Annotated in this window: 25 protein-coding genes; 18 read left to right on the top strand and 7 right to left on the bottom strand. The window is 59.6% G+C overall.

The window, feature by feature from the left end; translation table 11 throughout:
• Positions 1 to 19: 19 nt before the first annotated feature.
• A complete protein-coding gene (nadK, locus tag AC6I7Z_RS14930; protein ID WP_048786765.1) occupies positions 20 to 898 on the bottom strand; it encodes an NAD(+) kinase in 879 nt (292 codons plus the stop codon).
• Positions 899 to 1,021: 123 nt separating this feature from the next.
• On the opposite strand from nadK, the gene grpE reads away from it, so the two are divergent.
• A complete protein-coding gene (gene grpE / locus AC6I7Z_RS14925; protein WP_033754166.1) occupies positions 1,022 to 1,603 on the top strand; it encodes a nucleotide exchange factor GrpE in 582 nt (193 codons plus the stop codon).
• A gap of 55 nt (positions 1,604 to 1,658) precedes the next feature.
• On the opposite strand, the gene ung is transcribed toward grpE, so the two are convergent.
• Positions 1,659 to 2,342 carry a uracil-DNA glycosylase gene (gene ung, locus AC6I7Z_RS14920; protein WP_096073642.1) on the bottom strand — a complete coding sequence of 228 codons (684 nt, stop codon included), beginning with the start codon at positions 2,340 to 2,342 and terminating at the stop codon, positions 1,659 to 1,661.
• A gap of 260 nt (positions 2,343 to 2,602) precedes the next feature.
• Between ung and grcA the strand changes: the two genes are divergently transcribed.
• A complete protein-coding gene (gene grcA / locus AC6I7Z_RS14915; protein ID WP_497814792.1) occupies positions 2,603 to 2,986 on the top strand; it encodes an autonomous glycyl radical cofactor GrcA in 384 nt (127 codons plus the stop codon).
• 217 nt (positions 2,987 to 3,203) lie between these two features.
• Here grcA and srmB read toward each other — a convergent pair whose 3' ends face one another.
• Positions 3,204 to 4,532, bottom strand: a complete 1,329-nt coding sequence (srmB, locus tag AC6I7Z_RS14910; RefSeq protein ID WP_497814791.1) for an ATP-dependent RNA helicase SrmB — start codon at positions 4,530 to 4,532, stop codon at positions 3,204 to 3,206.
• Positions 4,533 to 4,687: 155 nt separating this feature from the next.
• Between srmB and trmN the strand changes: the two genes are divergently transcribed.
• Positions 4,688 to 5,437, top strand: coding sequence for a tRNA(1)(Val) (adenine(37)-N(6))-methyltransferase TrmN (gene trmN, locus AC6I7Z_RS14905; RefSeq protein ID WP_497814790.1), 750 nt, complete (start codon positions 4,688 to 4,690; stop codon positions 5,435 to 5,437).
• Here trmN and nadB read toward each other — a convergent pair.
• Positions 5,422 to 7,044, bottom strand: coding sequence for an L-aspartate oxidase (nadB, locus tag AC6I7Z_RS14900; RefSeq protein ID WP_497814789.1), 1,623 nt, complete (start codon positions 7,042 to 7,044; stop codon positions 5,422 to 5,424). The two genes, trmN and nadB, sit on opposite strands and share 16 nt — an antisense overlap.
• 430 nt (positions 7,045 to 7,474) lie before the next feature.
• On the opposite strand from nadB, the gene rpoE reads away from it, so the two are divergent.
• The 11 genes from rpoE (at position 7,475) to acpS (ending at position 16,830) form a co-directional block, all read left to right on the top strand.
• The gene (gene rpoE, locus AC6I7Z_RS14895; protein ID WP_010617748.1) at positions 7,475 to 8,053 is read left to right on the top strand and encodes an RNA polymerase sigma factor RpoE; all 579 of its coding nucleotides are present in this window, start codon (positions 7,475 to 7,477) and stop codon (positions 8,051 to 8,053) included.
• A 27-nt stretch (positions 8,054 to 8,080) separates the two neighbouring features.
• Complete coding sequence (rseA, locus tag AC6I7Z_RS14890; protein WP_048786755.1) at positions 8,081 to 8,734, top strand: anti-sigma-E factor RseA; 654 nt, start codon at positions 8,081 to 8,083, stop codon at positions 8,732 to 8,734.
• A complete protein-coding gene (rseB, locus tag AC6I7Z_RS14885) occupies positions 8,734 to 9,690 on the top strand; it encodes a sigma-E factor regulatory protein RseB (protein ID WP_497814788.1) in 957 nt (318 codons plus the stop codon). Before rseA ends, rseB begins: the two co-directional genes overlap by 1 nt.
• Positions 9,687 to 10,151: a SoxR-reducing system protein RseC gene (gene rseC, locus AC6I7Z_RS14880; protein ID WP_497814787.1), complete on the top strand. Its 465-nt coding sequence runs from the start codon at positions 9,687 to 9,689 to the stop codon at positions 10,149 to 10,151. Before rseB ends, rseC begins: the two co-directional genes overlap by 4 nt.
• Positions 10,152 to 10,368: 217 nt before the next feature.
• Positions 10,369 to 12,168 (top strand): translation elongation factor 4, encoded by a 1,800-nt coding sequence (lepA, locus tag AC6I7Z_RS14875; RefSeq protein WP_497814786.1) that lies wholly within the window; start codon positions 10,369 to 10,371, stop codon positions 12,166 to 12,168.
• Positions 12,169 to 12,177: 9 nt separating this feature from the next.
• Complete coding sequence (gene lepB, locus AC6I7Z_RS14870; protein WP_497814785.1) at positions 12,178 to 13,152, top strand: signal peptidase I; 975 nt, start codon at positions 12,178 to 12,180, stop codon at positions 13,150 to 13,152.
• A 133-nt stretch (positions 13,153 to 13,285) separates the two neighbouring features.
• Positions 13,286 to 13,966, top strand: coding sequence for a ribonuclease III (gene rnc, locus AC6I7Z_RS14865; RefSeq protein WP_033754012.1), 681 nt, complete (start codon positions 13,286 to 13,288; stop codon positions 13,964 to 13,966).
• Positions 13,967 to 14,011: 45 nt separating this feature from the next.
• On the top strand, positions 14,012 to 14,917 hold the full coding sequence (gene era, locus AC6I7Z_RS14860) for a GTPase Era (RefSeq protein WP_033791871.1): 906 nt from the start codon (positions 14,012 to 14,014) through the stop codon (positions 14,915 to 14,917).
• 4 nt (positions 14,918 to 14,921) lie between these two features.
• Complete coding sequence (gene recO / locus AC6I7Z_RS14855; RefSeq protein ID WP_497814784.1) at positions 14,922 to 15,650, top strand: DNA repair protein RecO; 729 nt, start codon at positions 14,922 to 14,924, stop codon at positions 15,648 to 15,650.
• Between the two features lie 68 nt (positions 15,651 to 15,718).
• Positions 15,719 to 16,450 (top strand): pyridoxine 5'-phosphate synthase, encoded by a 732-nt coding sequence (gene pdxJ / locus AC6I7Z_RS14850; RefSeq protein ID WP_497814783.1) that lies wholly within the window; start codon positions 15,719 to 15,721, stop codon positions 16,448 to 16,450.
• Positions 16,450 to 16,830: a holo-ACP synthase gene (gene acpS / locus AC6I7Z_RS14845; RefSeq protein ID WP_033754000.1), complete on the top strand. Its 381-nt coding sequence runs from the start codon at positions 16,450 to 16,452 to the stop codon at positions 16,828 to 16,830. The genes pdxJ and acpS overlap by 1 nt, the downstream gene beginning before the upstream one ends.
• Here acpS and AC6I7Z_RS14840 read toward each other — a convergent pair.
• Both AC6I7Z_RS14840 and AC6I7Z_RS14835 read right to left on the bottom strand, forming a co-directional pair.
• A complete protein-coding gene (locus AC6I7Z_RS14840) occupies positions 16,827 to 17,075 on the bottom strand; it encodes a YfhL family 4Fe-4S dicluster ferredoxin (RefSeq protein WP_497814782.1) in 249 nt (82 codons plus the stop codon). The two genes, acpS and AC6I7Z_RS14840, sit on opposite strands and share 4 nt — an antisense overlap.
• Positions 17,076 to 17,125: 50 nt before the next feature.
• The gene (locus AC6I7Z_RS14835) at positions 17,126 to 17,965 is read right to left on the bottom strand and encodes a MurR/RpiR family transcriptional regulator (RefSeq protein WP_497814781.1); all 840 of its coding nucleotides are present in this window, start codon (positions 17,963 to 17,965) and stop codon (positions 17,126 to 17,128) included.
• Between the two features lie 170 nt (positions 17,966 to 18,135).
• On the opposite strand from AC6I7Z_RS14835, the gene yfhb reads away from it, so the two are divergent.
• Complete coding sequence (yfhb, locus tag AC6I7Z_RS14830) at positions 18,136 to 18,774, top strand: phosphatidylglycerophosphatase C (protein WP_033753991.1); 639 nt, start codon at positions 18,136 to 18,138, stop codon at positions 18,772 to 18,774.
• Between the two features lie 71 nt (positions 18,775 to 18,845).
• A complete protein-coding gene (gene tadA, locus AC6I7Z_RS14825) occupies positions 18,846 to 19,343 on the top strand; it encodes a tRNA adenosine(34) deaminase TadA (protein WP_084885909.1) in 498 nt (165 codons plus the stop codon).
• A 31-nt stretch (positions 19,344 to 19,374) separates the two neighbouring features.
• Here tadA and mltF read toward each other — a convergent pair whose 3' ends face one another.
• Positions 19,375 to 20,832 carry a membrane-bound lytic murein transglycosylase MltF gene (gene mltF / locus AC6I7Z_RS14820; protein ID WP_497814780.1) on the bottom strand — a complete coding sequence of 486 codons (1,458 nt, stop codon included), beginning with the start codon at positions 20,830 to 20,832 and terminating at the stop codon, positions 19,375 to 19,377.
• Between the two features lie 265 nt (positions 20,833 to 21,097).
• Between mltF and purL the strand changes: the two genes are divergently transcribed.
• Positions 21,098 to 24,988 carry a phosphoribosylformylglycinamidine synthase gene (gene purL, locus AC6I7Z_RS14815; RefSeq protein WP_497814779.1) on the top strand — a complete coding sequence of 1,297 codons (3,891 nt, stop codon included), beginning with the start codon at positions 21,098 to 21,100 and terminating at the stop codon, positions 24,986 to 24,988.
• A 30-nt stretch (positions 24,989 to 25,018) separates the two neighbouring features.
• Positions 25,019 to 25,243 (top strand): hypothetical protein, encoded by a 225-nt coding sequence (locus AC6I7Z_RS14810; RefSeq protein WP_497814778.1) that lies wholly within the window; start codon positions 25,019 to 25,021, stop codon positions 25,241 to 25,243.
• Positions 25,244 to 25,254: the final 11 nt, after the last annotated feature.

The raw sequence follows: 25,254 nt of genomic DNA, 5'->3' as shown, positions 1-25,254 counted from the left end.
TAAAGAGGGCGCGCTAAAATTAGAACAATTTTTTCGACCAGCCTAGTTTTGAGCTTAGCGTATTGAAATAGCTGTAGTTTTTAGGGTGTATCAGGTTGAGGTGGTTCTCGCTGCGGCGGATCAGCACATCCTCGCCCTCCTGAATCGGCAGAGCGATCTGGCTGTCGCAGCTGATTTCGAGATCGCTGCGGCGCGACGAAAAGCGCAGCCGGATGGTGCTGCTGCTGTTGATCACCAGCGGCCGCGCTGACAGGGTATGCGGGAACATCGGCACCAGCGCGATGGCGTCGAGGGAAGGGGTTAAAATCGGGCCGCCTGCCGACAGCGAATAGGCGGTTGAGCCGGTCGGCGTTGAGATAATCAGGCCGTCAGAACGCTGGGAGAAGGCGAACACCTCGTCAATATAGACCTCGAACTCGATCATATGCGCCACTTTGCCGGGGTGCAGCACTACCTCGTTGATCGCCAGGCCGAGCCGCGGCGAGCACGCATCTTTACAGACGCGCGCCTCGAGCAGAAAGCGGCTTTCGACGAAATAATTCCCCTGCAGCACCTCGTCCAGCTGCTGTTGCGCATTGTCGGGATCGAGGTCGGTGAGAAAGCCGAGATTGCCGCGGTTAATGCCGATCACTTTAATGTCGTAGCGCGCCAGCACGCGCGCCGCGCCGAGCATATTGCCGTCGCCGCCGACCACCACGGCGAGGTCCGCCTGCTGTCCAATCTCCGCCAGCGTGCCGGTCTGGGCATCCTGAAGGTTGAGCTCCTGCGCGATCTGCTTCTCAATAATCACTTGATAACCTTTGGACGTCAGCCAGCGCCACAGCATCTCATGCGTGGTGAGAGCGGTAGGGTGACGCGGATGGCCTACAATACCAATGCAGTTAAAGTGTTTGTTCATTTGGTGGGTCTTTCCTCATAAGCCAAAACGGCAAGGCAATGTGATGGGTTCCCTTGAAACCGTCAAACCGATCCCCATAATAAGCGGACTGGCGAGATGAATGTGCAAAACGCGGAGAAATTCATGAGTAGTAAAGAACAGAACACCCCAAACGAGCAAGTCTCAGACGAAATTCAACAGGATCAGCAGCAACCTCAGGAAGCGGAGACGGCAGTAGAGGTGGATCCGCGTGATGAGCGTATTGCGCAGCTGGAAGCTGAACTGGCGCAGTTGCAGACCGGCGTACGCGACGCTCAGCTGCGCGCGCAGGCGGAAGTAGAAAACATCCGCCGTCGCACCGAAATTGACGTTGAGAAAGCGCACAAATTCGCGCTGGAAAAATTCGCGAACGAGCTGCTGCCGGTTATCGACAGCCTTGAGCGCGCGCTGGAAGTCGCAGACAAAGAGAACCCGGAGCTGGCGTCGATGATTGAAGGGATCGAACTGACCCTGAAATCGCTGCTGGGCGCGGTGCGCAAATTCGGCGTTGAAGTGGTCGGCGATACCAACGTGCCGTTCAACCCGGAAATTCATCAGGCGATGTCGATGATGGAGTCAGACGACGTGGCGCCTAACCATGTGATGATGGTGATGCAGCGCGGCTATACCCTGAACGGTCGCCTGCTGCGTCCGGCGATGGTGGCGGTCGCGAAAGCGAAGAGCTAAGCAGTCAACGCACGTCAGACGGCCGCACAGTGATGCGGCCGTTTTTATTGGCGGCTCAGCTGGCGGGCAGCTGCGGCATCCAGTCGATGGGTTGCTCGCCCGCCTGCGTCAGCAGATCGTTGGCCTGCGCGAAATGGCCGCAGCCAAAAAAGCCGCGATGGGCGGAAAGCGGCGAAGGATGCGGCGCCTGTAAAACGTGATGACGCTGCCGATCGATAATGCTGCCTTTCTTCTGCGCGTGCGAGCCCCAGAGTAAAAACACCACGCCCTCGCGATGTTCATTAATTGCGGCAATCACGTTATCGGTAAAGGTTTCCCAGCCGAAACGCGCATGGGAATGCGCCTTGCCCGCTTCCACGGTCAACACCGTATTCAGCAGCATCACGCCCTGTTTCGCCCAGCTTTCGAGAAAGCCGTGCTGCGGACGCTTAAAGTCGGGAAACTCCTGCTCCAGCTCTTTATACATATTTTGCAATGAGGGGGGCACCGGGACGCCGGGCAGCACCGAGAAGGCCAGCCCGTGGGCCTGATTCGGCCCGTGATAGGGATCCTGGCCCAGAATCACCACCTTGACGTCGCCCAGTTCGGTGAGGCGAAACGCATTGAAAACGTCTTTCTGCGGCGGATAAACCGTCACGCCAGCCGCCCGTTCGTTCGCCACCAGTTTCAGGGTTTCGGTAAAGTAGGGCTTCTCTTTCTCTTCGGCCAGCACGTCGTGCCAGGTCAATTTATCCGTCATGGTCTGCTCCCTTTTAGATCGATGCCGTTAGCTTAACGGTTCGCCGCACCAGGTTGAAGGTAAAAAATATTTGAAGTTTACAAAATTTTTTTTAGCTAAAAATTTATCTGAATCAATTAATTGACATTAGCAGTGAAAAGCGTGGCTGTGAAAATTGACCGAGGTCAAAACCTCTGTAAGAAGCGAGTGTTATATCAGGGCGATAATTTGATTTACTCACCGCGCTGAGCAGGATAGCGCCATGTTCTGGAGAACTGATTATGATCACTGGCATTCAAATTACTCAAACCAATAATCCCGATTTAATGCACTCTTTCTGGCTGATCGACGACGAAAAAGCAGAAGCACGTTGCCTGTGCGCGAAAGCGGGTTACGAAGAAGATCAGGTTGTCGCCGTGAGCGAGCTGGGCGAATTCGCATATCGCGAAGTGCCGATGGAGATGAAACCGCAGGTACGCATCGAAGGCGGCCAGCACCTGAACGTTAACGTGCTGCGCCGTGAAACGCTGGAAGATGCGGTGAAGCATCCGGAGAAATATCCTCAGCTGACGATTCGCGTTTCAGGCTACGCGGTGCGCTTCAACGCGCTGACGCCGGAACAGCAGCGTGACGTGATTACCCGTACATTTACCGAAAGCCTGTAATCTGGCAACTTTGGGCGCGTGCAGAAAAAGCGCCCAATGCATTGTTAATGGCAGGTTATTGAAAATAGATGATATTTAACTTTTTTACCGCGGGAAGCGCGATAATGATCTGGAGCTTTGGCTATTAATCTTTATCCGCAAAGCGTAATCACCGTTTTGCCTGCTTAACTAAAAAAAATCGCCTCAATTGAGGCGATTTTTTTATAACGATGCTGATTTATTCCGCATCGCCGCTGGCTGGCGCGGCAGCGCTTGGCTTGCGGCGCTTGCCCACGTTTTTGGCGTCGCGATGACGCTTCTTCACGCGCGGTTTTTCCGCTTCGCTCTCTTTTTTCTCTTTACGCTTCGCCAGCGCCTTTTTCGACGGTTTGCCGGTGGTTTTGGCGCTCGGCGCGCGCGTCACCGGACGCAGCTCGTCGACCACGCGCGGCTTCAGCGGCTCGTTCAGATAACGGCTGATTTTGCCCAGCAGCAGATGATCGTGCGCTTCCACCAGCGACAACGCGGTGCCTTTACGGCCGGCGCGCGCGGTACGGCCGATGCGGTGCAGATAGGTATCGGCGGTGCGCGGCATATCATAGTTAATGACGTGGCTGACATCTTCGATATCGATGCCGCGCGCGGCGACGTCGGTCGCCACCAGCACGTTGACGCGGCCGTCGGTAATGCGTTTGATCGCCTCGGTGCGTTTAGCCTGCACCATTTCGCCTTCCAGATAGCAGCAGCGGATCCCTGCATCGTGCAGCCACTGCACCAGCTCGTGCAGACGCTCGCGCTTGCGTACGAAGACGATGGAGCGCGTAGCGTCCGGCTGCTTCAGCAGGTGGATCAGCAGTTTGGTTTTATGCTCCAGATCGTCGGCGCGATAGTACCACTGCTGGATCTTTTTACGCTCGCGACGGCTGGGATCGGCTTCGACTTCAACCGGATCGTTAAGCAGACGCTCGGCAAAATCTTTAATCGCGTCACCTTCCAGCGTCGCGGAGAAGAGCATGGTCTGCTTACGCCAGCGGGTTTCGCCCGCAATGGTTTCGATATCCTGCGCGAAGCCCAGATCCAGCATGCGGTCCGCTTCGTCAAGGATCAGCGTCTCGACGGCGCGGCAGTCGAAGTTCTCTTCTTTAATATACTGAAGCAGACGTCCGGTGGTCGCCACGACCACATCCTGGTTCTCGCTGAACACTTCCGCGTGGTTCATATAGGCCACGCCGCCGGTGATGGTCGCGATATCGAGATGGGTATGTTTCGCCAGCTCGCGCGCGTGATCGGCGACCTGCATCGCCAGTTCCCGCGTTGGAGTCAGGATCAGGATGCGCGGCGGCCCCGATTTCTTGCGCGGAAAATCGAGCAGGTGCTGCAGTACCGGCAACAGGTACGCGGCGGTTTTCCCGGTGCCGGTAGGCGCCGAACCCAGAACGTCGCGGCCCTCCAGCGCGGGCGGGATCGCCTCGGCCTGAATGGCGGTGGGGCGCGTGAAGCCTTTATCCTGCAGGGCTTCCAGCAGGCTTTCGTCGAGTTCGAGTTCGGAGAATGTGGTTACTGTCATGGTCTACCTCAGTTTGGGGCGCTGATTATAGACAGATCGCACGCAATCTTCATCTGTTAATCCGCGCCGGCCAGCCCATTACGTGTATTCCTCACGCCGTCACGTTACACTGAAGCGCTGCCGCACGGCAGGAAAAAGGGTAATGGTTGCAGAGTATGACGCAGGAAAAGCCGCATGTGCGGCCGGTGTTAAAAAGAAACGGTTTCACCTTCAAACAGTTTTTCGTGGCGCACGACCGTTGCGCCATGAAAGTCGGCACCGATGCCATTCTGCTGGGTGCCTGGGCGCCGGTTGCCAACGCGCGCCGTGTGCTCGATATCGGCAGCGGCAGTGGGCTTATCGCTCTGATGCTGGCGCAGCGAACCTCCGATGCGGTGCTTATCGACGCGGTTGAGCTGGATGTTGCCGCCGCGCAGCAGGCGCAGGAGAATGCGGCGCAGTCGCCGTGGGCGGCGCGTATTCGCGTCCATCAGCAGGATATCGCCGCTTTCGCCGACGGCTGCCAGCAGCGCTATTCGCTGATTGTCAGCAATCCGCCCTATTATCCGCCTGATGTCGCCTGCGCCACGCCGGCGCGCGACGCGGCCCGCTCGACGGCGACGCTGGATCACGCCAGCCTGCTGCGTTACGCGGCGCATTTAATCGACGAAGAAGGCTTCTTCTGCGTCGTGCTGCCGGAAACGGTAGGACAAACCATGATTACGCTGGCGCAAGCGTCAGGCTGGCATCTGCGCTTTCGCATCGACGTGGCGGAATATGCGCATCGACCGCCGCATCGCGTGCTGCTCGGTTTTTCCCCCAGCGCGGGCGAAACGCTGCTGGAGCGTATGGCGATCCGCAATCAGGATACGCACTATTCGGAAGCCTGGCGCAGCCTGACCCGCGATTTCTACCTCTTTATGTAAGATGGCGTCAGGATCGTCGGCTTCGCGTCGGGCAGCATATCGGGATAGTCGCGGGTAAAATGGAGCCCGCGGCTCTCTTTGCGCGCTAGCGCGCAGCGCACCATCAGTTCGGCCACCTGCGTCAGGTTGCGCAGCTCCAGCAGATCGCTGGAGAGACGAAAATGCGCGTAGTACTCGTCGATCTCCTGCTGCAGCAGATTAATGCGACGCAGCGCGCGCTCCAGCCTGCGCGTGGTGCGGACAATCCCCATGTAATCCCACATAAATAGCCGCAGCTCGTGCCAGTTATGCTGGATCACCACGCGCTCGTCCGCATCGTCTACGCGGCTTTCATCCCAGGGCGGCAGGCTGCCGGGCGCGGCTTTTTGCGGCAGCGTCTGAATCAAATCCTCGGCAGCCGACCAGCCGTAGACCAGACACTCCAGCAGAGAGTTGGAGGCCATGCGGTTTGCGCCGTGCAGCCCGGTATAGCTTACTTCGCCGATCGCGTAGAGTCCGTCGACGTCCGTGCGTCCGCGCGCGTCTACCATCACGCCGCCGCAGGTGTAGTGCGCGGCGGGCACGATGGGGATGCGATCCCGCGTCAGGTCGAGGCCGAAGGTCAGCAGTTTTTCATAAATCGTCGGGAAATGGGCGCGGATGAATTCCGGCGGCTGGTGGCTGATATCCAGATAGACGCAGTCGACGCCGAGCCGTTTCATCTCATGATCGATGGCGCGCGCCACGATATCGCGCGGCGCCAGCTCGGCGCGTGGGTCAAAGTCGGGCATAAAACGGCTGCCGTCGGGCCGCAGCAGCCAGGCGCCTTCGCCGCGCAGCGCTTCGGTCAGCAGAAAGCTGCGCGCGTCAGGATGAAACAGCGACGTAGGATGGAACTGGTTGAATTCAAGATTGGCGACGCGGCAGCCGGCGCGCCATGCCATGGCGATGCCATCGCCGGACGCGATGTCGGGATTGGTGGTGTACTGATAGACCTTCGCCGCGCCGCCGGTCGCCAGCACCACCGCGCGGGCGCTGCAGGTTTCTACCCGTTCGCGGTTGCGGTTCCAGATCCAGGCGCCGACGGCGCGGCGCGGGCCGGGCAGGCCCAGCTTGTCCGACAGGATCAGATCGACCGCGTTGCTGCGTTCAAGAATCTGGATGCGAGGATGACTCAGCGCCTGGCTCACCAGCGTGGTTTCGACGGCGCGCCCGGTGGCGTCGGCGCTGTGAAGGATGCGCCGATGACTGTGGCCGCCTTCGCGCGTCAGATGATAGGGCATATCGCCCGCCGCCTGCGGATCGCGATCGAAGGCGACGCCGTTGTCGATCAGCCACTGCACGCAGTGGCGCGCATTGCTGGCGACGAACGAGACCGCCTCGCGTTCGCACAGGCCGGCGCCGGCGATCAGCGTATCTTCCACATGCGACTCGACGCTGTCGCTCTCATCAAACACTGCGGCGATGCCGCCCTGGGCATAAAAGGTCGAGCCTTCGCTGACCTGCGCTTTGCTCAGCACCAGCACCTCGTAATGCGCCGCCAGCCGCAGCGCCAGCGATAAACCCGCCGCGCCGCTGCCGATAATCAAAACATCGCACTGGTAATCTGGAGAGAATGAGTGTGCCATAGTGTTTAATTTACTAAACAAGGGTGGCTTGAGAATAGGCGTTTCACGCCGGGTTGTGAAGTATTTTAAACGCGGAGGCTGCCCGTTTAGATCAATTAACCGGCAGAAAGCAGTGAAATTGGCAAATTAGCCAAAAGCCTGGCGAAAACCCGTTTTTTATATAAAACCTGGGGTGAAGCCAGGATTTAAAGATGAAAAAGCCTCTGTCATAGGGTACTCTGCCTGCGATTCTGCGTTGATAGCCGCAGTCTGGATTACACTGTCTTGAGAATGAAAAACAAATGACAGCGCCTCCGGAAGAGTCATCATCAGCGCGTTAAGTGAACTTTTTGCCGCACCACTACTCTAAGCGCATGCTTGCTCAGAACCATGAAGATGTGCTGGCAGTTCCTTTACGCATTTAAAAGTATTTGGGGAGACATTACCTCGGATGAGCGAGCAGTTAACGGATCAGGTACTCGTAGAGCGGGTGCAGAAGGGAGATCAGAAGTCATTTAACCTCCTGGTTATTCGCTACCAGCATAAAGTGGCGAGCCTGGTTTCCCGCTACGTCCCGTCGGGGGACGTGCCTGATGTCGTGCAGGAGTCCTTTATCAAAGCGTATCGCGCGCTGGAATCCTTTCGCGGCGACAGCGCGTTCTACACCTGGCTTTATCGTATCGCGGTCAATACCGCAAAAAATTATCTGGTTGCTCAGGGGCGTCGCCCGCCATCCAGCGATGTGGATGCGATCGATGCGGAAAATTTCGAAAGTGCTGGCGCGTTAAAAGAAATTTCGAACCCTGAGAACTTAATGTTGTCAGATGAACTGAAACAAATCGTCTTTCGCACCATTGAGGCACTCCCTGAAGATCTGCGTATGGCAATCACGCTCAGGGAGCTGGACGGACTGAGCTACGAAGAGATCGCCGCCATCATGGATTGCCCGGTCGGTACGGTGCGTTCACGTATCTTCCGTGCGCGAGAGGCCATTGATAATAAAGTTCAACCGCTTATCCAACGTCAGTGATAACGGCTACTGGAAGGGTACTTAGGCATGCAGAAAGAACAACTTTCCGCTTTGATGGATGGCGAGGCGCTCGATAACGCGCTGCTGTCAGCACTATCTCAGGATGCAGAGCTGCAACAGCGCTGGACTAGCTATCATCTTATCCGCGACACCATGCGCGGCGATGTAGGCGATGTGCTGCACTTCGATATCTCCGCGCGCGTTGCGGCGGCCCTTGAACAAGAGCCGGCTCGTAAAGTTACGCCGCTGATTGTCGAATCTCAGCCCGAACCGGCCAGCGTTGCGAAGATGCCTTTCTGGCGCAAAATGCGTCCCTGGGCAGCGCAGCTGACTCAGGTTGGCGTAGCGGCGTGCGTATCGCTGGCGGTTATTGTGGGCGTACAGCACTATAACCAGCCGAGCGGCACCACGGCAGAACCGTCTGATTCGCCGGTGTTCAACACGCTGCCGATGATGGGCAAGGCGTCGCCGGTCAGCCTGGGCGTGCCGTCTGACGCCTTCGACACCAGCGGCTCCAGCCAGCAGGTTCAGGAGCAGCGCCGTCGCGTTAACGCGATGCTGCAGGATTACGAGCTGCAGCGCCGTCTGCATTCCGATCGTCTGCAGTTCGAAACCAACGCGCCGCAGCAGGCGCAGGCGAACGTTCCCGGCAACCAGTCCTTAGGTACGCAACAGCAGTAATGAAGCAGCTTTGGTGCGCCGTTAGCCTGCTGGCAGGCAGCCTGCTTTGGTCATCTACCGCCCCGGCGCAGACATCTGCGTCCGGGGCGTTGTTACAGCAGATGGAGCAGGCAAGCCAGAACCTCAACTACGAATTCGCTTATATCAACGTCTCGCGCATCGGCATCGAGTCGCTGCGTTATCGTCACGCGGTGATCGATAATCGCGTCTATGCGCAGCTGCTGCAGATGGACGGCCCGCGCCGCGAGGTCATCCAGCGCGGCGGCGATATCAGCTATTTCGAACCCGGCCTCGATCCTTTCTCTCTGCCCGGTCAAAACATTATCGACGCCTTGCCGTCGCCTATCTTCGCTGATTTCGCCCAGCTCGCCAGCGCGTGGGATTTTATCCCGGTAGGGCGTTCGCGCATCGCCGATCAGCTGTGCGAGGTGATTCGCATCGTCTCGCGCGACGGCACGCGCTACAGCTATGTGGTGTGGCTCGATGTGGACACTAAGCTGCCGCTGCGCATCGATCTGCTGGATCGCGACGGCGAAACGCTGGAGCAGTTCCGCGTGATTAGCTTCGCGGTCGACGAAGGCGTGCGCAATCTTATGCAGGGGCTGCAAAAGGCCAATCTGCCGCCGTCGCTTTCGGTGCCGGAAGGGGAGAAGGTGACGCTCAGCTGGCAGCCAGCCTGGGTGCCCGCGGGCATGAAGCTGGTGTCCCAGAGCCGACGCGATATTCCGGCGATGAATAAAACCGTTGAATCGCGTCTGTACAGCGACGGCCTGTTCAGCTTCGCCATCAATCTGACTCCGGCCGACAAAAGCAGCGTCACCCAGACATTGCGCACAGGACGTCGTACGGTGCAGACCGAAGTGCGCAATAATAGCGAAATCACCGTGGTGGGCGAACTGCCTCCTGCCACGGCAAAACGCATAGCGGACAGTATCGATTTGGGGTCGCAACGATGATGAGAGAGTGGGCCACGGTGGTGGCATGGCGTGACGGCATCGCCACGCTGCATACAGAGGCGAAAACCTCCTGCAACAGCTGCTCGGCGCGTAAAGGCTGCGGCAGCCACATGCTGAACAAACTGGGGCCGAAAGACGCTCACGTGATGGAAATCGCCAGCGCCACGCCGCTTCAGCCCGGTCAGCGCATCGAGCTTGGCATCAAAGAGAGCAGCCTGCTCGGTTCGGCGCTGCTGGTCTATATGACGCCGCTGTTTGGGCTGTTTCTGCTGGCGGGTCTGTTCCAGGCGCTGTTTCACAGCGATCTGGCGGCGGCCTGCGGCGCGCTGCTCGGCGGCATCGGCGGCTTTATCGTCGCTAAAGGCGTGTCGCTGAAAGTCGGCGATCGCGCTGCTTTTCAGCCCGTCATTCTGAACGTGGCGCTGCCGCCTGACGCCCTGCGGGTGGAAAGCGAAGCCTAATCCTCTGCAGGCCGCGTATATCGCGGCCTTTTAGCGCCTGTTTCTCGCCAAAAAGTGTTGTGATTCCGCAACGTTCCATTCTTTTATGCGCGGCCTTAACAGTGTAATATGCGTCGTCATTAATGAGGCTGACAGGATTGTAGGTAAAGAGCGATCTTCCTGAATGTGTCTGTGCTCAGGTTCTCAACTGTTTTTCTACGTGAAGATATTCATATAAATGAAGCACATAAGAAACTTCTCCATCATCGCGCACATTGACCATGGTAAATCGACGCTCTCTGACCGCCTGATTCAAATCTGTGGCGGCCTGACCGATCGCGAGATGGCGGCGCAGGTTCTCGACTCGATGGACCTGGAGCGCGAGCGCGGCATTACTATCAAAGCGCAGAGCGTGACGCTCGATTACAAAGCGCTCAACGGCGAAACTTACCAGCTCAATTTCATCGACACCCCAGGGCACGTCGACTTCTCCTATGAAGTGTCGCGCTCGCTGGCGGCCTGCGAAGGCGCGCTGCTGGTGGTGGACGCAGGACAGGGCGTAGAAGCGCAGACCCTGGCGAACTGCTATACCGCGATTGAGATGGATCTGGAAGTTGTGCCGGTTCTGAATAAAATCGATCTGCCTGCCGCCGATCCGGAACGCGCGGCGCAGGAGATTGAAGATATCGTCGGCATCGACGCCACCGATGCGGTGCGCTGCTCGGCGAAAACCGGCGTCGGCGTGCCGGAGGTGCTGGAGCGTCTGGTGCGCGATATTCCGCCGCCGGAAGGCGATCCGGAAGGTCCGCTGCAGGCGCTGATTATCGACTCCTGGTTCGATAACTACCTTGGCGTGGTCTCGCTGATCCGCGTGAAAAACGGCACGCTGCGCAAAGGCGACAAAGTCAAAGTGATGAGCACCGGCCAGGTGTACAACGCCGATCGCCTCGGCATCTTCACGCCGAAGCAGGTGGACCGCACGCAGCTGAACTGCGGCGAAGTGGGCTGGCTGGTCTGCGCCATCAAAGATATTCTTGGCGCGCCGGTGGGCGATACCCTGACGCTGTCGCGCAATCCGGCGGATAAAGCGCTGCCAGGCTTCAAAAAAGTGAAGCCGCAGGTCTATGCCGGCCTGTTCCCGGTCAGCTCCGACGACTACGAAGCCTTCCGCGACGCGCTCGGCAAGCTGAGCCTGAACGACGCCTCGCTGTTTTATGAGCCGGAAAGTTCTACCGCGCTCGGCTTCGGCTTCCGCTGCGGCTTCCTGGGTCTGCTGCATATGGAGATCATCCAGGAGCGCCTGGAGCGCGAATACGATCTCGATCTGATCACCACCGCGCCGACCGTAGTGTACGAAGTCGAGACCACCGGCGGCGAAATCATCTACGTCGACAGCCCCTCTAAGCTGCCGCCGCTGAACAATATCGAAGAGCTGCGCGAGCCGATCGCCGAGTGTCATATGCTGCTGCCGCAGGAGTATCTGGGCAACGTCATTACGCTCTGCATCGAGAAGCGCGGCGTGCAGACCAACATGGTCTACCACGGCAACCAGGTCGCGCTGACCTATGAGATTCCGATGGCGGAAGTGGTGCTCGACTTCTTTGACCGTCTGAAGTCGACCTCGCGCGGTTACGCCTCGCTGGATTACAACTTTAAGCGTTTCCAGGCTTCCGACATGGTGCGCGTCGACGTGCTGATCAACGCCGAGCGCGTCGATGCGCTGGCGCTGATTACCCACCGCGACAATTCGCAGTATCGCGGCCGCGAGCTGGTTGAGAAGATGAAAGATCTTATCCCGCGTCAGCAGTTCGACATTGCGATTCAGGCGGCGATCGGCACCCACATCATCGCTCGCTCAACCGTCAAGCAGCTGCGTAAAAACGTGCTGGCCAAATGCTACGGCGGCGACGTCAGCCGTAAGAAGAAACTGTTGCAGAAGCAGAAAGATGGCAAGAAGCGCATGAAGCAGGTCGGCAACGTTGAGCTGCCGCAGGAAGCCTTCCTCGCTATTCTGCATGTCGGCAAGGACAGCAAATAAGGATCCCCAATGGCTAATATGTTCGCCCTGGTTCTGGCGCTCGCGACGCTGATTACCGGCATTATCTGGTGTATCGATCGCGTTAAATGGGCGCCGGCGCGCCGGGCTAAACGAGCGGAAGCGCAGGCTGCGGCCGGTCATACCCTCGACGAGAAAACGCTGGCGAAAGTCAACGGGCAGCCTGGCTGGGTAGAGACTGCCGCGTCGGTCTTCCCGGTGCTGCTGGTGGTGTTCGTGGTGCGCTCGTTTATCTATGAGCCATTCCAGATTCCGTCCGGCTCCATGATGCCAACGCTGCTGATCGGCGATTTTATTCTGGTGGAGAAATTTGCCTACGGCATCAAAGATCCTATCACCCAGACGACGCTGATCCCGACCGGTCATCCGCAGCGCGGCGATATCGCGGTATTTAAATACCCGAAAGATCCGAGCCTGGACTACATCAAGCGCGTGATCGGCCTGCCGGGCGACAAAGTGGTGTTCGATCCCTACAGCAAAACCCTGACCGTCAGCCCGAACTGCGCCGCCGGTCAGCGCTGCGCCAGCGCGCTGCCGATCACCTACACCAATATCGAGCCGAGCAACTTTATTCAGACCTTCAGCGGTTTTGACGGCAATGAAGCGGGCAACGGGTTCTATCAGGTGCCGCAGGGCGAAACCATGCGCGGCGGACTGCGTCTCGGCACACGTAAAGAGACGCTGGGCAACGTCACGCACGATATTTTGCTGGTAAACGAAGCGCAGAGTCAGGCGAGCATGTATTATCAGCAGCCGGGCCAGCCGCAGGCGACCTGGATCGTGCCGCAGGGGCAATATTTCATGATGGGCGATAACCGCGACAACAGCGCCGACAGCCGCTACTGGGGCTTTGTCCCGGAACGCAATCTGGTCGGCAAAGCGGTCGCCATCTGGATGAGCTTCGATAAGCAGGAAGGTCAGTGGCCGACGGGCGTACGCCTGAGTCGTATCGGCGGCATTCACTGAGTCATCTGGCCCGGATAAAGGGGCAAAACGGTTGGCCTCCTGCGGGGGGCCACTGCACACTAAACAGAATGCGTTGGAAAGCCAGCCCTGTTTCGTATGCAGAGTCACAGACGCACAAAAGAACTGGAATCGCATGAACCCCATCCTCATTAATAAGCTTCAGCGCAAACTGGGCTACACTTTTACTCATCCGGAACTCTTGCAACAGGCGCTAACGCACCGCAGCGCCAGCAGTAAGCACAACGAGCGTCTCGAATTTCTTGGCGATTCCATTCTCAGCTATGTGATCGCCAATGCGCTCTATCATCGCTTTCCTCGCGTCGACGAGGGCGATATGAGCCGCATGCGCGCGACGCTGGTGCGTGGCAACACGCTGGCGGAGATGGCGCGAGAGTTTGACCTCGGCGAATGTTTGCGTCTGGGGCCGGGCGAACTGAAAAGCGGCGGATTTCGCCGTGAATCCATCCTTGCGGATACGGTAGAGGCGCTGATCGGCGGCATCTTCCTCGACAGCAATATCCAGACGGTGGAAAAGCTGATCCTTGACTGGTATCAGTCGCGCCTCGAGCAGATTAGCCCGGGCGATAAACAAAAAGATCCGAAAACCCGCCTGCAGGAGTATCTGCAGGGGCGTCATCTGCCGCTGCCGTCCTATCTGGTGGTGCAGGTGCGTGGCGAAGCCCACGATCAGGAATTCACCATTCACTGTCAGGTGAGTGGCATGGCTGAACCGGTGGTGGGCGTAGGCTCCAGCCGCCGTAAAGCAGAACAGGCTGCTGCCGAACAGGCGCTAATTAAGCTTGGTCTCGAATAGCAACATCCCGGCGCCTGAACAGGCGCTGAAAAAGTCAGGACTCGAATGAGCGAACAGAATACCTATTGCGGCTTTGTCGCGATTGTCGGCCGACCCAACGTCGGCAAATCCACCTTACTGAACCAGCTGCTGGGTCAGAAGGTGTCGATCACCTCGCGTAAGCCGCAAACCACGCGTCACCGCATTATGGGCATCCACACCGAAGGCGAATACCAGGCCATCTATGTGGATACGCCAGGGCTGCACATGGAAGAGAAGCGCGCCATTAACCGCCTGATGAACCGCGCGGCCAGCAGCTCTATCGGCGACGTCGAGCTGGTGATCTTCGTGGTCGAAGGCACGCGCTGGACGCCGGACGACGAGATGGTGCTCAACAAGCTGCGCGACAACAAAGTGCCGGTAGTGCTGGCCATCAACAAAGTGGACAACATTCAGGATAAAAGCATCCTGCTGCCGCATCTGCAGTTCCTCAGCCAGCAGATGAACTTCCTCGACATCGTGCCGATCTCCGCCGAAAGCGGAAAAAACGTCGATACGATTGCGGCGATCGTGCGCAAGCGCCTGCCGCAGGCGGACCACCACTTCCCGGAAGATTACATCACCGACCGCTCGCAGCGCTTTATGGCGTCGGAGATCATCCGCGAGAAGCTGATGCGCTTCCTCGGCGCCGAGCTGCCGTACTCCGTAACGGTGGAAATCGAGCAGTTCGTGGCGAACGATCGCGGCGGCTACGATATCAACGGCCTGATCCTCGTCGAGCGCGAAGGGCAGAAGAAGATGGTGATCGGCAACAAAGGCGCCAAAATCAAAACCATCGGCATTGAAGCGCGTAAAGATATGGAAGAGATGTTTGAAGCCAAAGTGCATCTCGAACTCTGGGTCAAAGTGAAATCGGGCTGGGCCGACGACGAACGTGCGCTGCGCAGCCTGGGCTACGTAGACGACCTCTGACCCTATGGAAGGCTGGCAACGCGCCTTTGTGCTGCATAGTCGCCCCTACAGCGAAACCAGCCTGCTGCTCGATCTCTTCAGCGAAAGCCACGGGCGAGTCAGGGTGCTGGCGAAAGGCGCGCGCGCGCGCCGCTCGCAGCTGAAAGGCACGCTGCAGCCCTTCACGCCGCTGCTGGTGCGCTGGACCGGGCGCGGCGAGGTCAAAACCCTGACCAAAGCCGAAGCGGTGTCGCTGGCGCTGCCGCTCAGCGGCATTACGCTCTACTGCGGCCTCTACGTCAACGAGCTGGTGTCGCGCGTGCTGGAGCAGGAATTTCCCTTCTCAGAACTCTTCTTCGACTACCTGAACTGTCTGCAGACGCTGGCGGCGGCCAACAGCTCGCCTGAGCCGGCGCTGCGTCGTTTCGAGCTGGCGCTGCTCGGCCATCTCGGCTACGGCGTCGACTTTCTGCACTGCGCCGGCAGCGGCGAGCCGGTCGCCGACAACATGACCTACAGCTATCGTGAAGAGAAGGGCTTTATCGCCAGTCTGGTCGCCGGACAGCGCAGCTTTACCGGCCGTCAGCTGCGCGCGCTGTGGGAACGCGATTTTCCCGATGCCGATACGCTGCGCGCCGCCAAGCGCTTTACCCGCATCGCGCTAAAACCCTACCTGGGCGGCAAACCCTTAAAGAGCACCGAGCTGTTTCGCCAGTTCGTGCCGAAAAAGCGGCCCGATGCCGCCAGCTCGTAGAGCGCTGTGCCTGCGCCGCGCGTCGCGGTACACTCTGATTTTTCGACATAGTTAAGCTGAGGATTGTCATGGCTGAGTTGCTGTTAGGGGTCAACATCGATCATATCGCCACGGTACGCAACGCGCGCGGCACCCACTATCCCGATCCGGTGCAGGCGGCTTTCGTCGCCGAGCAGGCGGGCGCGGAAGGCATCACCGTGCATCTGCGCGAAGATCGCCGCCATATCACCGATCGCGACGTGCGTATTCTGCGCGACACCATTCAGACGCGCATGAACCTGGAGATGGCGGTTACCGACGAGATGGTGGGCATCGCCTGCGATATCCAGCCGCACTTCGTTTGTCTGGTGCCGGAGAAGCGCGAAGAGGTCACCACCGAAGGCGGCCTCGACGTGGCGGGCCAGCAGGAAAAAATCAACGCCGCGGTAAAGCAGCTGAGCGACGCGGGCATCCAGGTTTCGCTGTTTATCGACCCCGACCATCGCCAGATTGAGGCGGCGGTCGCCAGCGGCGCGCCCTATATCGAAATTCATACCGGCGCCTACGCCGAGGCGCCGGAAGGATTGCCGCGCGAGGTTGAGCTGGCGCGCATCCGTCACGCCGCCACCTTTGCCGCCAGCCTGGGCCTCAAGGTCAACGCCGGCCACGGCCTGACCTACCATAACGTCCAGCCGATCGCCGCGCTGCCGGAGATGCACGAGCTGAATATCGGCCACGCCATTATCGGCCGCGCGCTCTTCAGCGGCCTGGCCGACGCGGTAAAAGAGATGAAGCTGCTGATGCGGGAAGCGCGTCGCTGATGGCTATTCTCGGACTGGGCACCGACATCGTCGAAATCGAGCGTATCGCCGGCGTGATTGAGCGCTCCGGCGACCGCCTGGCGCGGCGCGTGCTGAGCGAAGCCGAGTGGCAGCAATATCAGCGGCATCAGCAGCCGGTGCGCTTTCTGGCTAAGCGCTTCGCCGTCAAGGAAGCGGCGGCCAAGGCCTTCGGCACCGGCATTCGCGGCGGGCTGGCGTTCAATCAGTTTGAAGTTTACAACGATGAGCTGGGCAAGCCTGGACTGCGCTTTTTCAACCACGCCAGCGAAGTGGCGGAAAAGCTGGGCGTCAGACAGGTCCACGTCACGCTGGCGGATGAGCGTCACTACGCCTGCGCAACGGTGATTATCGAAAATTAGTGGTGTAGCACCACGAACTTTTCCCACAGCGCATCGCGCGATTCGATGTGCTGTGGATCGATAACAATCGTGTTATCGATAGGGCAGACGCTCTGGCAGGTCGGCGCATCGTAGTGCCCGACGCACTCGGTGCAGCGGCTGGCGTCGATCTGGTAGATCTCCGCGCCGAGGCTAATCGCCTGGTTAGGGCATTCGGGTTCGCACATATCGCAATTAATGCATTTGGCGGTAATCAGCAGCGCCATGATTTCACCTGATCAGCTAAAAACGGCGCCATTATACTCGCGTTCGCCGCCTAGTTCAGCTTTTTCACCAGCGCTTCGCTGTGACGGATATGGCTGGCGGCGCGCTCTGGATCGTTCTGCACCAGCGCCATAAACAGCAGGTCGGTCAGCGCCAGCTGCGCCGTGGTCGAGGAGATGGCGGCGCTGCGCGTGCTCTGTTCTTCCGCTACGGTATAGAGACAGTGGGTCGCGGTCTGCTGCAGGCTGTTGGGCGTAAAGCCGGTAAAGGCCAGCACGTACGCGCCGATCTGCGCGGCTTCCTGCGCCGCCAGGTTGATCTCTTTACGCTCGCCGGTATAGGAGATCGCCAGCAGCACGTCGCCGGGACGCATCGCCTGCACGCTGGCCAGCAGCGCGTGCATATCCTGCTCCGCCACCGCATTGATGCCGATCTTCATCAGTTTCCAGGAAAAGTCTTTCGCCACCAGTCCCGAGGCGCCGATGCCTACCAGCACGATGCGCTGGGCGTTTTTCAGCAAGTGCAGCGTCGCGTTCAGCTTCTCTTCGCTGTTGATATCGAGCGTGGCGCGAATCGCGGAGAGCTTCTCGGTAAGCAGCTTCTCACCCACGGTTTTCAGCGAGTCGTCGCTGAGAATGTGGTTATGCACGGTAATGGCGTCGCGATCCGCCAGCGACTCGCTCAGCGCCAGCTTAAGCGCCGGAAAGCCCTTGTAGCCCAGCTTCTGCGCGAATTTCACCACGCTCGACTGGCTAACGCCCGACTCTTCAGCCAGCTTCTGCGAGCTGAGATGGCGCGCCCGATCCGGCTGTGACAACAGAAAGTCCGCAAGCCGACGCTCGTTTAGCGCCAGACGCGGATAGAGCTGACGAATGCGCAGCAATGAGCTCATGCCTGGTCCTCGTTTAAGTAGCCTGCCGTAAGATGGTTGTCTCTGCTGAAGAATAAACTATTCATCTGGCATTGTAGCTACGGGAATTAAAAATAGCCCTCTTCGCCGCTGCCGCGGTTGATGGCTACAATAAGGAAACACAGGGCGAACAAAACAGAAAGGAGCGTTTTTTGACCAAGGGTACACAACGTCGCGTGGTGTTTTTCGATCTGGACGGCACATTGCATCAGCAGGATATGTTCGGCACCTTTATGCGCTATTTGCTCTGGCGTCAGCCGCTCAATTTGCTGCTGGTGGTGCCGCTGCTGCCGGTGGTCGGGCTGGGGCTGCTTATTAAAGGACGCGCGGCGCGCTGGCCGATGAGCCTGCTGCTCTGGTCGATCACCTTTGGCCGCTCGGAGCGCACGCTGCTGCGGCGCGAAGCGGCCTTTGCGCAGTGGTTTCGCCAGCGGGTGACCGCCTTTCCGGTGGTGCAGCAGCGCCTGACCGACTATCTGGGCAGCGACGATGCCGACGTCTGGCTGATTACCGGCTCGCCGCAGCCGCTGGTGGAGCAGGTCTACTTCGACTCGGCGTTCTTGCCGCGCGTCAAACTGATCGCCAGCCAGATGCGGCGGGGCTTCGGCGGGCGCGTGCTGGCCATGCGCTGCCTCGGCCATGAGAAAGTGGTTCAGCTCGAAGAGCAGATCGGCACGCCGCTGCAGCTCTATAGCGGCTACAGCGACAGCAAGCAGGATAACCCGCTGCTCTTTTTCTGCCAGCACCGCTGGCGCGTCACGCCGCGCGGCGAACTTCAGCAGCTGGAGTAGGGTTGCATCTTCGATTCTGCGCGCGGGATCGCTATAATGCGCCGCTTTGCTGCTGCCGGGAGTGAGCCTGCGTGAATCAATCTCAAGACGAATACTGGATGCGCCATGCGCTGCGGCTGGCGCGCATCGCCTGGGAACAGGGCGAAGTGCCGGTCGGCGCGGTGCTGGTGCAGGGCGATCGCGTTATCGGTGAAGGGTGGAACCGGCCCATCGGCCAGCACGACCCGACCGCGCACGCCGAAATGATGGCGCTGCGTCAGGGCGGCAAGGTGCTGGAGAACTATCGCCTGCTGGATACCACGCTCTACGTGACGCTGGAGCCCTGCGTGATGTGCGCCGGCGCGATGGTGCATAGCCGCATCGCGCGACTGGTCTATGGCGCCAGCGATGAGAAAACCGGCGCGGCGGGTTCGCTGATGGACGTGCTCGGTCATCCCGGCATGAATCATCAGGTGGTGCTGCAGAGCGGTGTGCTGGCGGAGGAGTGCGCGGCGATGCTGAGCGACTTTTTCCGCATGCGGCGCGAGCAAAAAAAAGCGCTGCGTCAGGCGCAGCGCGGAACGGACTAACGCGGCGTCGACGCCGCGCTTCATACGCTGCCTAATTCATGGCGATTTCCGGCGCCACCGCCGGATAGCCTCTGCCCAGCTCCGCCTCTTGCGCCGCCTGCTGGGCCAGGCGTTTCTCCTGCTCCTGCAAATATCCCACCAGGCTCAGTTGATACTTACGGATGTTCTCGACGTAGTTATAGGCTTCGTGTCCGCGCGCGTAGCCGTAGGTCGTCTGCGCATAGTAGCGTTTCTGGCTCAGCATCGGAAGCCGCAGCTTGACGTCGGCCCAGCTGTCGGGATTGCCGCCCTGTTTCGCCGTGAGCTTGCGCGCATCCAGCATATGGGCGTAGCCCATGTTGTAGGCCGCCAGCGCGAACCAGATGCGCTCATCTTCAGGAATAGTGGCGGGCACCTTTTCCATCATGCGCTGTAGATAGAGGCTGCCGCCGCGAATGCTCTGCTCGGTGTCGGTGCGATCCTCGACGTTCAGGCTGTCGGCGGTGTTGCGCGTCAGCATCATCATGCCGCGCACGCCGGTCGGAGAGGTCGCCAGCGGATTCCAGTGCGACTCCTGATAGGAGATCGCCGCCAGCAGCCGCCAGTCGATACTGGCCGCATACTTCTCAAACAGCGGTTTGATCTCCGGCAGCGTCACGTCGATGGCGCGCAGGAAGGTGCGGGTATCGACATAGTCGAAGGTGCCGACGTGGCCGAGATACTTCTCTTCCAGGCGCGCCATTACGCCTTCTTCACCCATTGAGTTAAAGAAGTCGAGCATCGCGGCGTTCAGGCTGCTGTCGTCGCTGTGCGGCACATACCAGGTGACCGGCTCTTCATCCGTGACGTCGAACGCCACCGCCAGCTGCGGGTGGACGCGCTGCAGCAGGGCGATGGTGACGGAATCGCCGATGGTGTAATCGAGCTTGCCGTCAGCGACCGCCTCCAGCAGCGATTTCGGCCCCTGATCGGTCGAGATCACCCAGTTGAGATCGGGAAACTGCTTATCGCGCGCCGTTTTCAGCGACGACAGATAGGCGGAGCCGGAAGCGACCCTGAGCTCGCCTTTGAGATCGCCGAGATTCTTCGGGCGCGGCTTATCGACGCGATAGACCAGCTGCTGGGAGACCGAGTAGTAGCTCGGCCCGGTTTTATAGCGCGCCAGCCTTTCATCGTTGTAAATCAGGCCCGCTGCCAGCAGGTCCGCCTTGCCGTCGTCGAGATCGTCAAACAGATCGCTGAGGTTTGGGCGCACCGTGACCTTGAGCTTAACGCCCAAATAGTCGGCAAAGCGCTTCGCCAGCTCGTAATCCATGCCGGCCGGGGCTTTATTGATGGTGTAGTAAGTCAGCGGGGAATTGATGGTACTGATACGCAGCACTCCCCGTGATTTTATCTGCGAAATCGCATCCTGTCCGTTACCGTACCACGGGATCGATGGCCATAACGCCATCGCCAGCAGCAGGGTGACGAGACCGATCAGCAGATAGTTTAATTTTAGGCGTTTCAAATAGTTGTCTCTCGCTGGCTCTAAGGCCTCTGTCTTTTAAAGGCAGTATTGATCTTTTTTGAACTCCCAGAGCGAGGGGCATTTTGCGCAACTCGGCAGCGTAGAGCAACTTATAAAGCAGGTTTTGTGCATAATTCAGGCAATTCCGCAGGCAGAGAAATTATGCGCAAACGGTTTCGTCGAGCGGGGTGTTTCTCTATAATACCGCCCGTTTTCTGCTGTTGTGCCCCTTGAAGCGTCGCACGGCGCTCTGACGAGAGATTAAATGATGGAAATTCTGCGTGGTTCGCCCGCCCTGTCGGCATTTCGTGTAAACAAACTGCTGACCCGCTTTCAGGACGCTCACCTGCCGGTGAGTGACATTTACGCCGAGTACGTCCATTTTGCCGATGTCAGCGCACCGCTGAACGCTGATGAAAAAGCGCGCCTGCAGCGCCTGCTGAAATACGGTCCTTCTCTCGCCGAACATGCGCCGCAAGGCCGCCTGCTGCTGGTGACGCCGCGTCCCGGCACCATTTCGCCCTGGTCTTCCAAAGCGACCGATATCGCGCACAACTGCGATCTGCCGCAGGTGCGCCGCCTGGAGCGCGGTCTGGCCTTCTATGTGCAGGCGCCGCAGCTCACCGATGCGCAGTGGCAGACGCTTCAGGCGCTGCTGCACGATCGCATGATGGAGACGGTTTTCAGCGACCTGTCGCAGGCGGAAGCGCTGTTCGCGCATCACGAGCCGCAGCCGTTGAAAAGCGTCGACGTGCTGAATAACGGCCGTCAGGCGCTGGAAGAGGCGAACCGCACGCTGGGGCTGGCGCTGGCGGACGACGAGATCGACTATCTGCTGACGGCTTTCCAGCGCCTGGGGCGCAACCCGAACGACATCGAACTCTATATGTTCGCGCAGGCCAACTCCGAGCACTGCCGTCATAAAATTTTCAACGCCGACTGGATTATCGACGGCGAAAAACAGCCGAAATCGCTGTTCAAAATGATTAAAAACACCTTTGAGACCACGCCGGACCACGTGCTGTCAGCCTATAAAGACAACGCGGCGGTCATGGAAGGCTCGGAAGTGGGACGCTTTTACGCCGACGCGCAAAAAGGCGAGTATGAGTACCATCAGGAGGCGGCGCATATCCTGATGAAGGTAGAAACCCATAACCATCCTACGGCGATCTCGCCGTGGCCCGGCGCCGCAACCGGCTCCGGCGGCGAGATCCGCGACGAAGGCGCCACCGGACGCGGCGCGAAGCCGAAAGCTGGCCTGGTCGGTTTCTCGGTATCGAACCTGCGCATTCCCGGCTTTGAGCAGCCCTGGGAAGAGAATTTCGGCAAGCCGGATCGCATCGTCAGCGCGCTGGACATCATGACAGAAGGCCCGCTGGGCGGCGCGGCGTTCAATAACGAATTCGGACGTCCGGCGCTGAACGGCTATTTCCGCACCTATGAAGAGCGGGTCAACAGCCATAACGGCGTCGAGCTGCGCGGCTACCACAAGCCAATCATGCTGGCGGGCGGCATCGGCAACATCCGCGCCGATCACGTGCAGAAAGGCGAAATTACCCTGGGCGCGAAACTGATCGTGCTGGGCGGCCCGGCGATGAATATCGGCCTGGGCGGCGGCGCGGCCTCGTCCATGGCGTCAGGCCAGTCCGACGCCGATCTCGATTTCGCTTCCGTACAGCGTGACAACCCGGAAATGGAGCGCCGCTGTCAGGAGGTGATCGACCGCTGCTGGCAGATGGGCGAAGAGAACCCGATTCTGTTTATCCACGACGTGGGCGCGGGCGGTCTCTCCAACGCCATGCCGGAGCTGGTGAGCGACGGCGGCCGCGGCGGCCGTTTCAACCTGCGCGACATCCTGAACGATGAGCCGGGCATGAGCCCGCTGGAAGTGTGGTGCAACGAGTCGCAGGAGCGTTACGTACTGGCGGTGGCGCCGGAGAAGCTGGCGCAGTTCGACGCGCTCTGCCAGCGCGAGCGCGCGCCTTACGCGGTGATCGGCGAAGCGACCGAAGAGCAGCACCTGAGCCTGAGCGACAGCCACTTCGACAACACGCCGATCGATATGCCGCTGGACGTGCTGCTGGGCAAAACGCCGAAGATGACGCGCGACGTGGTCACGCAGCAGGCCAAAGGTGAGCCGCTGCTGCGCGACGGTATTACTCTTAGCGACGCGGTTAACCGCGTGCTGCATCTGCCGACCGTGGCGGAGAAAACCTTCCTCGTCACCATCGGCGACCGCACCGTCACCGGCATGGTGGCGCGCGACCAGATGGTCGGTCCGTGGCAGATTCCGGTGGCGAACTGCGCGGTCACCACCGCCAGCCTCGACAGCTATCACGGCGAGGCCTTCGCGCTGGGCGAGCGCGCGCCGGTTGCGCTGCTCGATTTCGCCGCCTCCGGCCGTCTGGCCGTGGGCGAAGCGCTGACCAACCTGGCGGCGACGCAGATCGGCGATCTCAAGCGCGTGAAGCTCTCCGCTAACTGGATGGCGGCGGCAGGCCATCCTGGCGAAGATGCCGGCCTCTACGAAGCGGTCAAGGCGGTAGGCGAAGCCCTCTGTCCTGCGCTCGGCATCACCATTCCGGTCGGCAAAGACTCGATGTCGATGAAAACCCGCTGGCAGGAAGGCATTGAACAGCGCGAAATGACGTCGCCGCTGTCGCTGGTGATCACCGCCTTCGCCCGCGTGGAAGATGTGCGCCGCACCGTCACGCCTGAGCTGCAGGCGGACGGCGAAAACCTGCTGCTGCTGATCGATCTCGGCAACGGCGCGAACACGCTGGGCGCCACCGCGCTCTCGCAGGTCTATCGTCAGCTGGGCGACAAGCCGGCCGACGTGCGCGATGCGCAGCAGCTGGCAGGCTTCTTTAACGCGATTCAGACGCTGGTGGCGCAGCAGAAGCTGCTGGCTTACCACGACCGTTCAGACGGCGGCCTGCTGGTCACGCTGGCGGAAATGGCCTTTACCGGCCACTGCGGCGTCGAGGTCGATATCGCCGCGCTGGGCAGCGACGCGCTGGCCGCGCTCTTTACCGAAGAGCTGGGCGCGGTGATTCAGATCAAGGCCGAAGATCGCGCGGCGGTGGAAAAGGTGCTGGCGGAACAGGGCCTCGCAGCGTGCAGTCATGTTATCGGCAGCGCGCAGCGCGGTGACCGCTTTGTGATTCGCTCCGGCGACAGCGCGATCTTCAGTGAAAGCCGCACCACGCTGCGTACCTGGTGGGGCGAAACCAGCTGGCAGATGCAGCGCCTGCGCGATAACCCGATCTGCGCCGATCAGGAGCATGAAGCGCGTAAGGATGACAACGATCCTGGCCTCAACGTCCATCTGACGTTCAATCCGGAAGAGGATGTCGCCGCGCCGATGATCGCCACCGGCGCGCGTCCGCGCGTCGCGGTGCTGCGCGAGCAGGGCGTCAACTCCCACGTCGAAATGGCGGCGGCGTTCCATCGCGCAGGCTTTACGGCGGTTGACGTGCATATGAGCGATCTGCTGGCGGGACGTCGCGGTCTGGATGAGTTCCAGGCGCTGGTGGCGTGCGGCGGTTTCTCTTACGGCGACGTGCTGGGCGCAGGCGAAGGCTGGGCAAAATCGATTCTGTTCAACAACCGCGTGCGCGATACGTTCGAGAACTTCTTCCATCGTCCGCAGACGCTGGCGCTGGGCGTGTGCAACGGCTGTCAGATGATGTCGAACCTGCGCGAGCTGATCCCAGGCAGCGAACTCTGGCCGCGCTTCGTGCGCAACCAGTCGGAGCGTTTCGAAGCGCGCTTCAGCCTGGTGGAAGTGGCCGCCAGCCCGTCGCTACTGCTGGACGGTATGGCTGGTTCGCATATGCCGATTGCGGTTTCTCACGGCGAAGGCTTTGTGGAAGTACGCGACGGTGCGCATCTGGCGGCGCTGGAGTCCAAAGGACTGGTTGCGCTGCGCTTTGTCGATAACTACGGCAAGGTGACCGAAACCTACCCGGCTAACCCGAACGGCTCGCCTAACGGCATTACGGCGGTGACCAATGAAAGCGGCCGCGTGACCATCATGATGCCGCACCCGGAGCGCGTTTTCCGTACGGTAAGCAACTCATGGCATCCGGCGGAGTGGGGCGAAGATAGCCCATGGATGCGCATCTTCCGCAACGCGCGTAAACAGCTGGGCTAACCCCGCGCGACAGAATAAAAGGAGACAGCGATGTCTCCTTTTTTACTTCTGTTGGCAAATGGCGACAGTTACTCCTCTCTGCTGTCTCTAAAAGGAGACATTTATCCTGATGATAAATCAGCGATTAATATTCCGCGCATAGATGTGTTGGTTTTTAGCGACAGAAGGGCGTGCGCGGCGGTGCCTCAGGCGACAGGTAGCGAGCATCAGTCTGGCAACTCTCTGAAAAAGAAAGTTATTTCTTTTCTGGCATGAAGTTTGCTAAT

The organism is Pantoea sp. X-Soil-MYKO-1289 (assembly GCF_059730625.1).
This window is presented reverse-complemented; position numbering and strand designations above follow the sequence as displayed.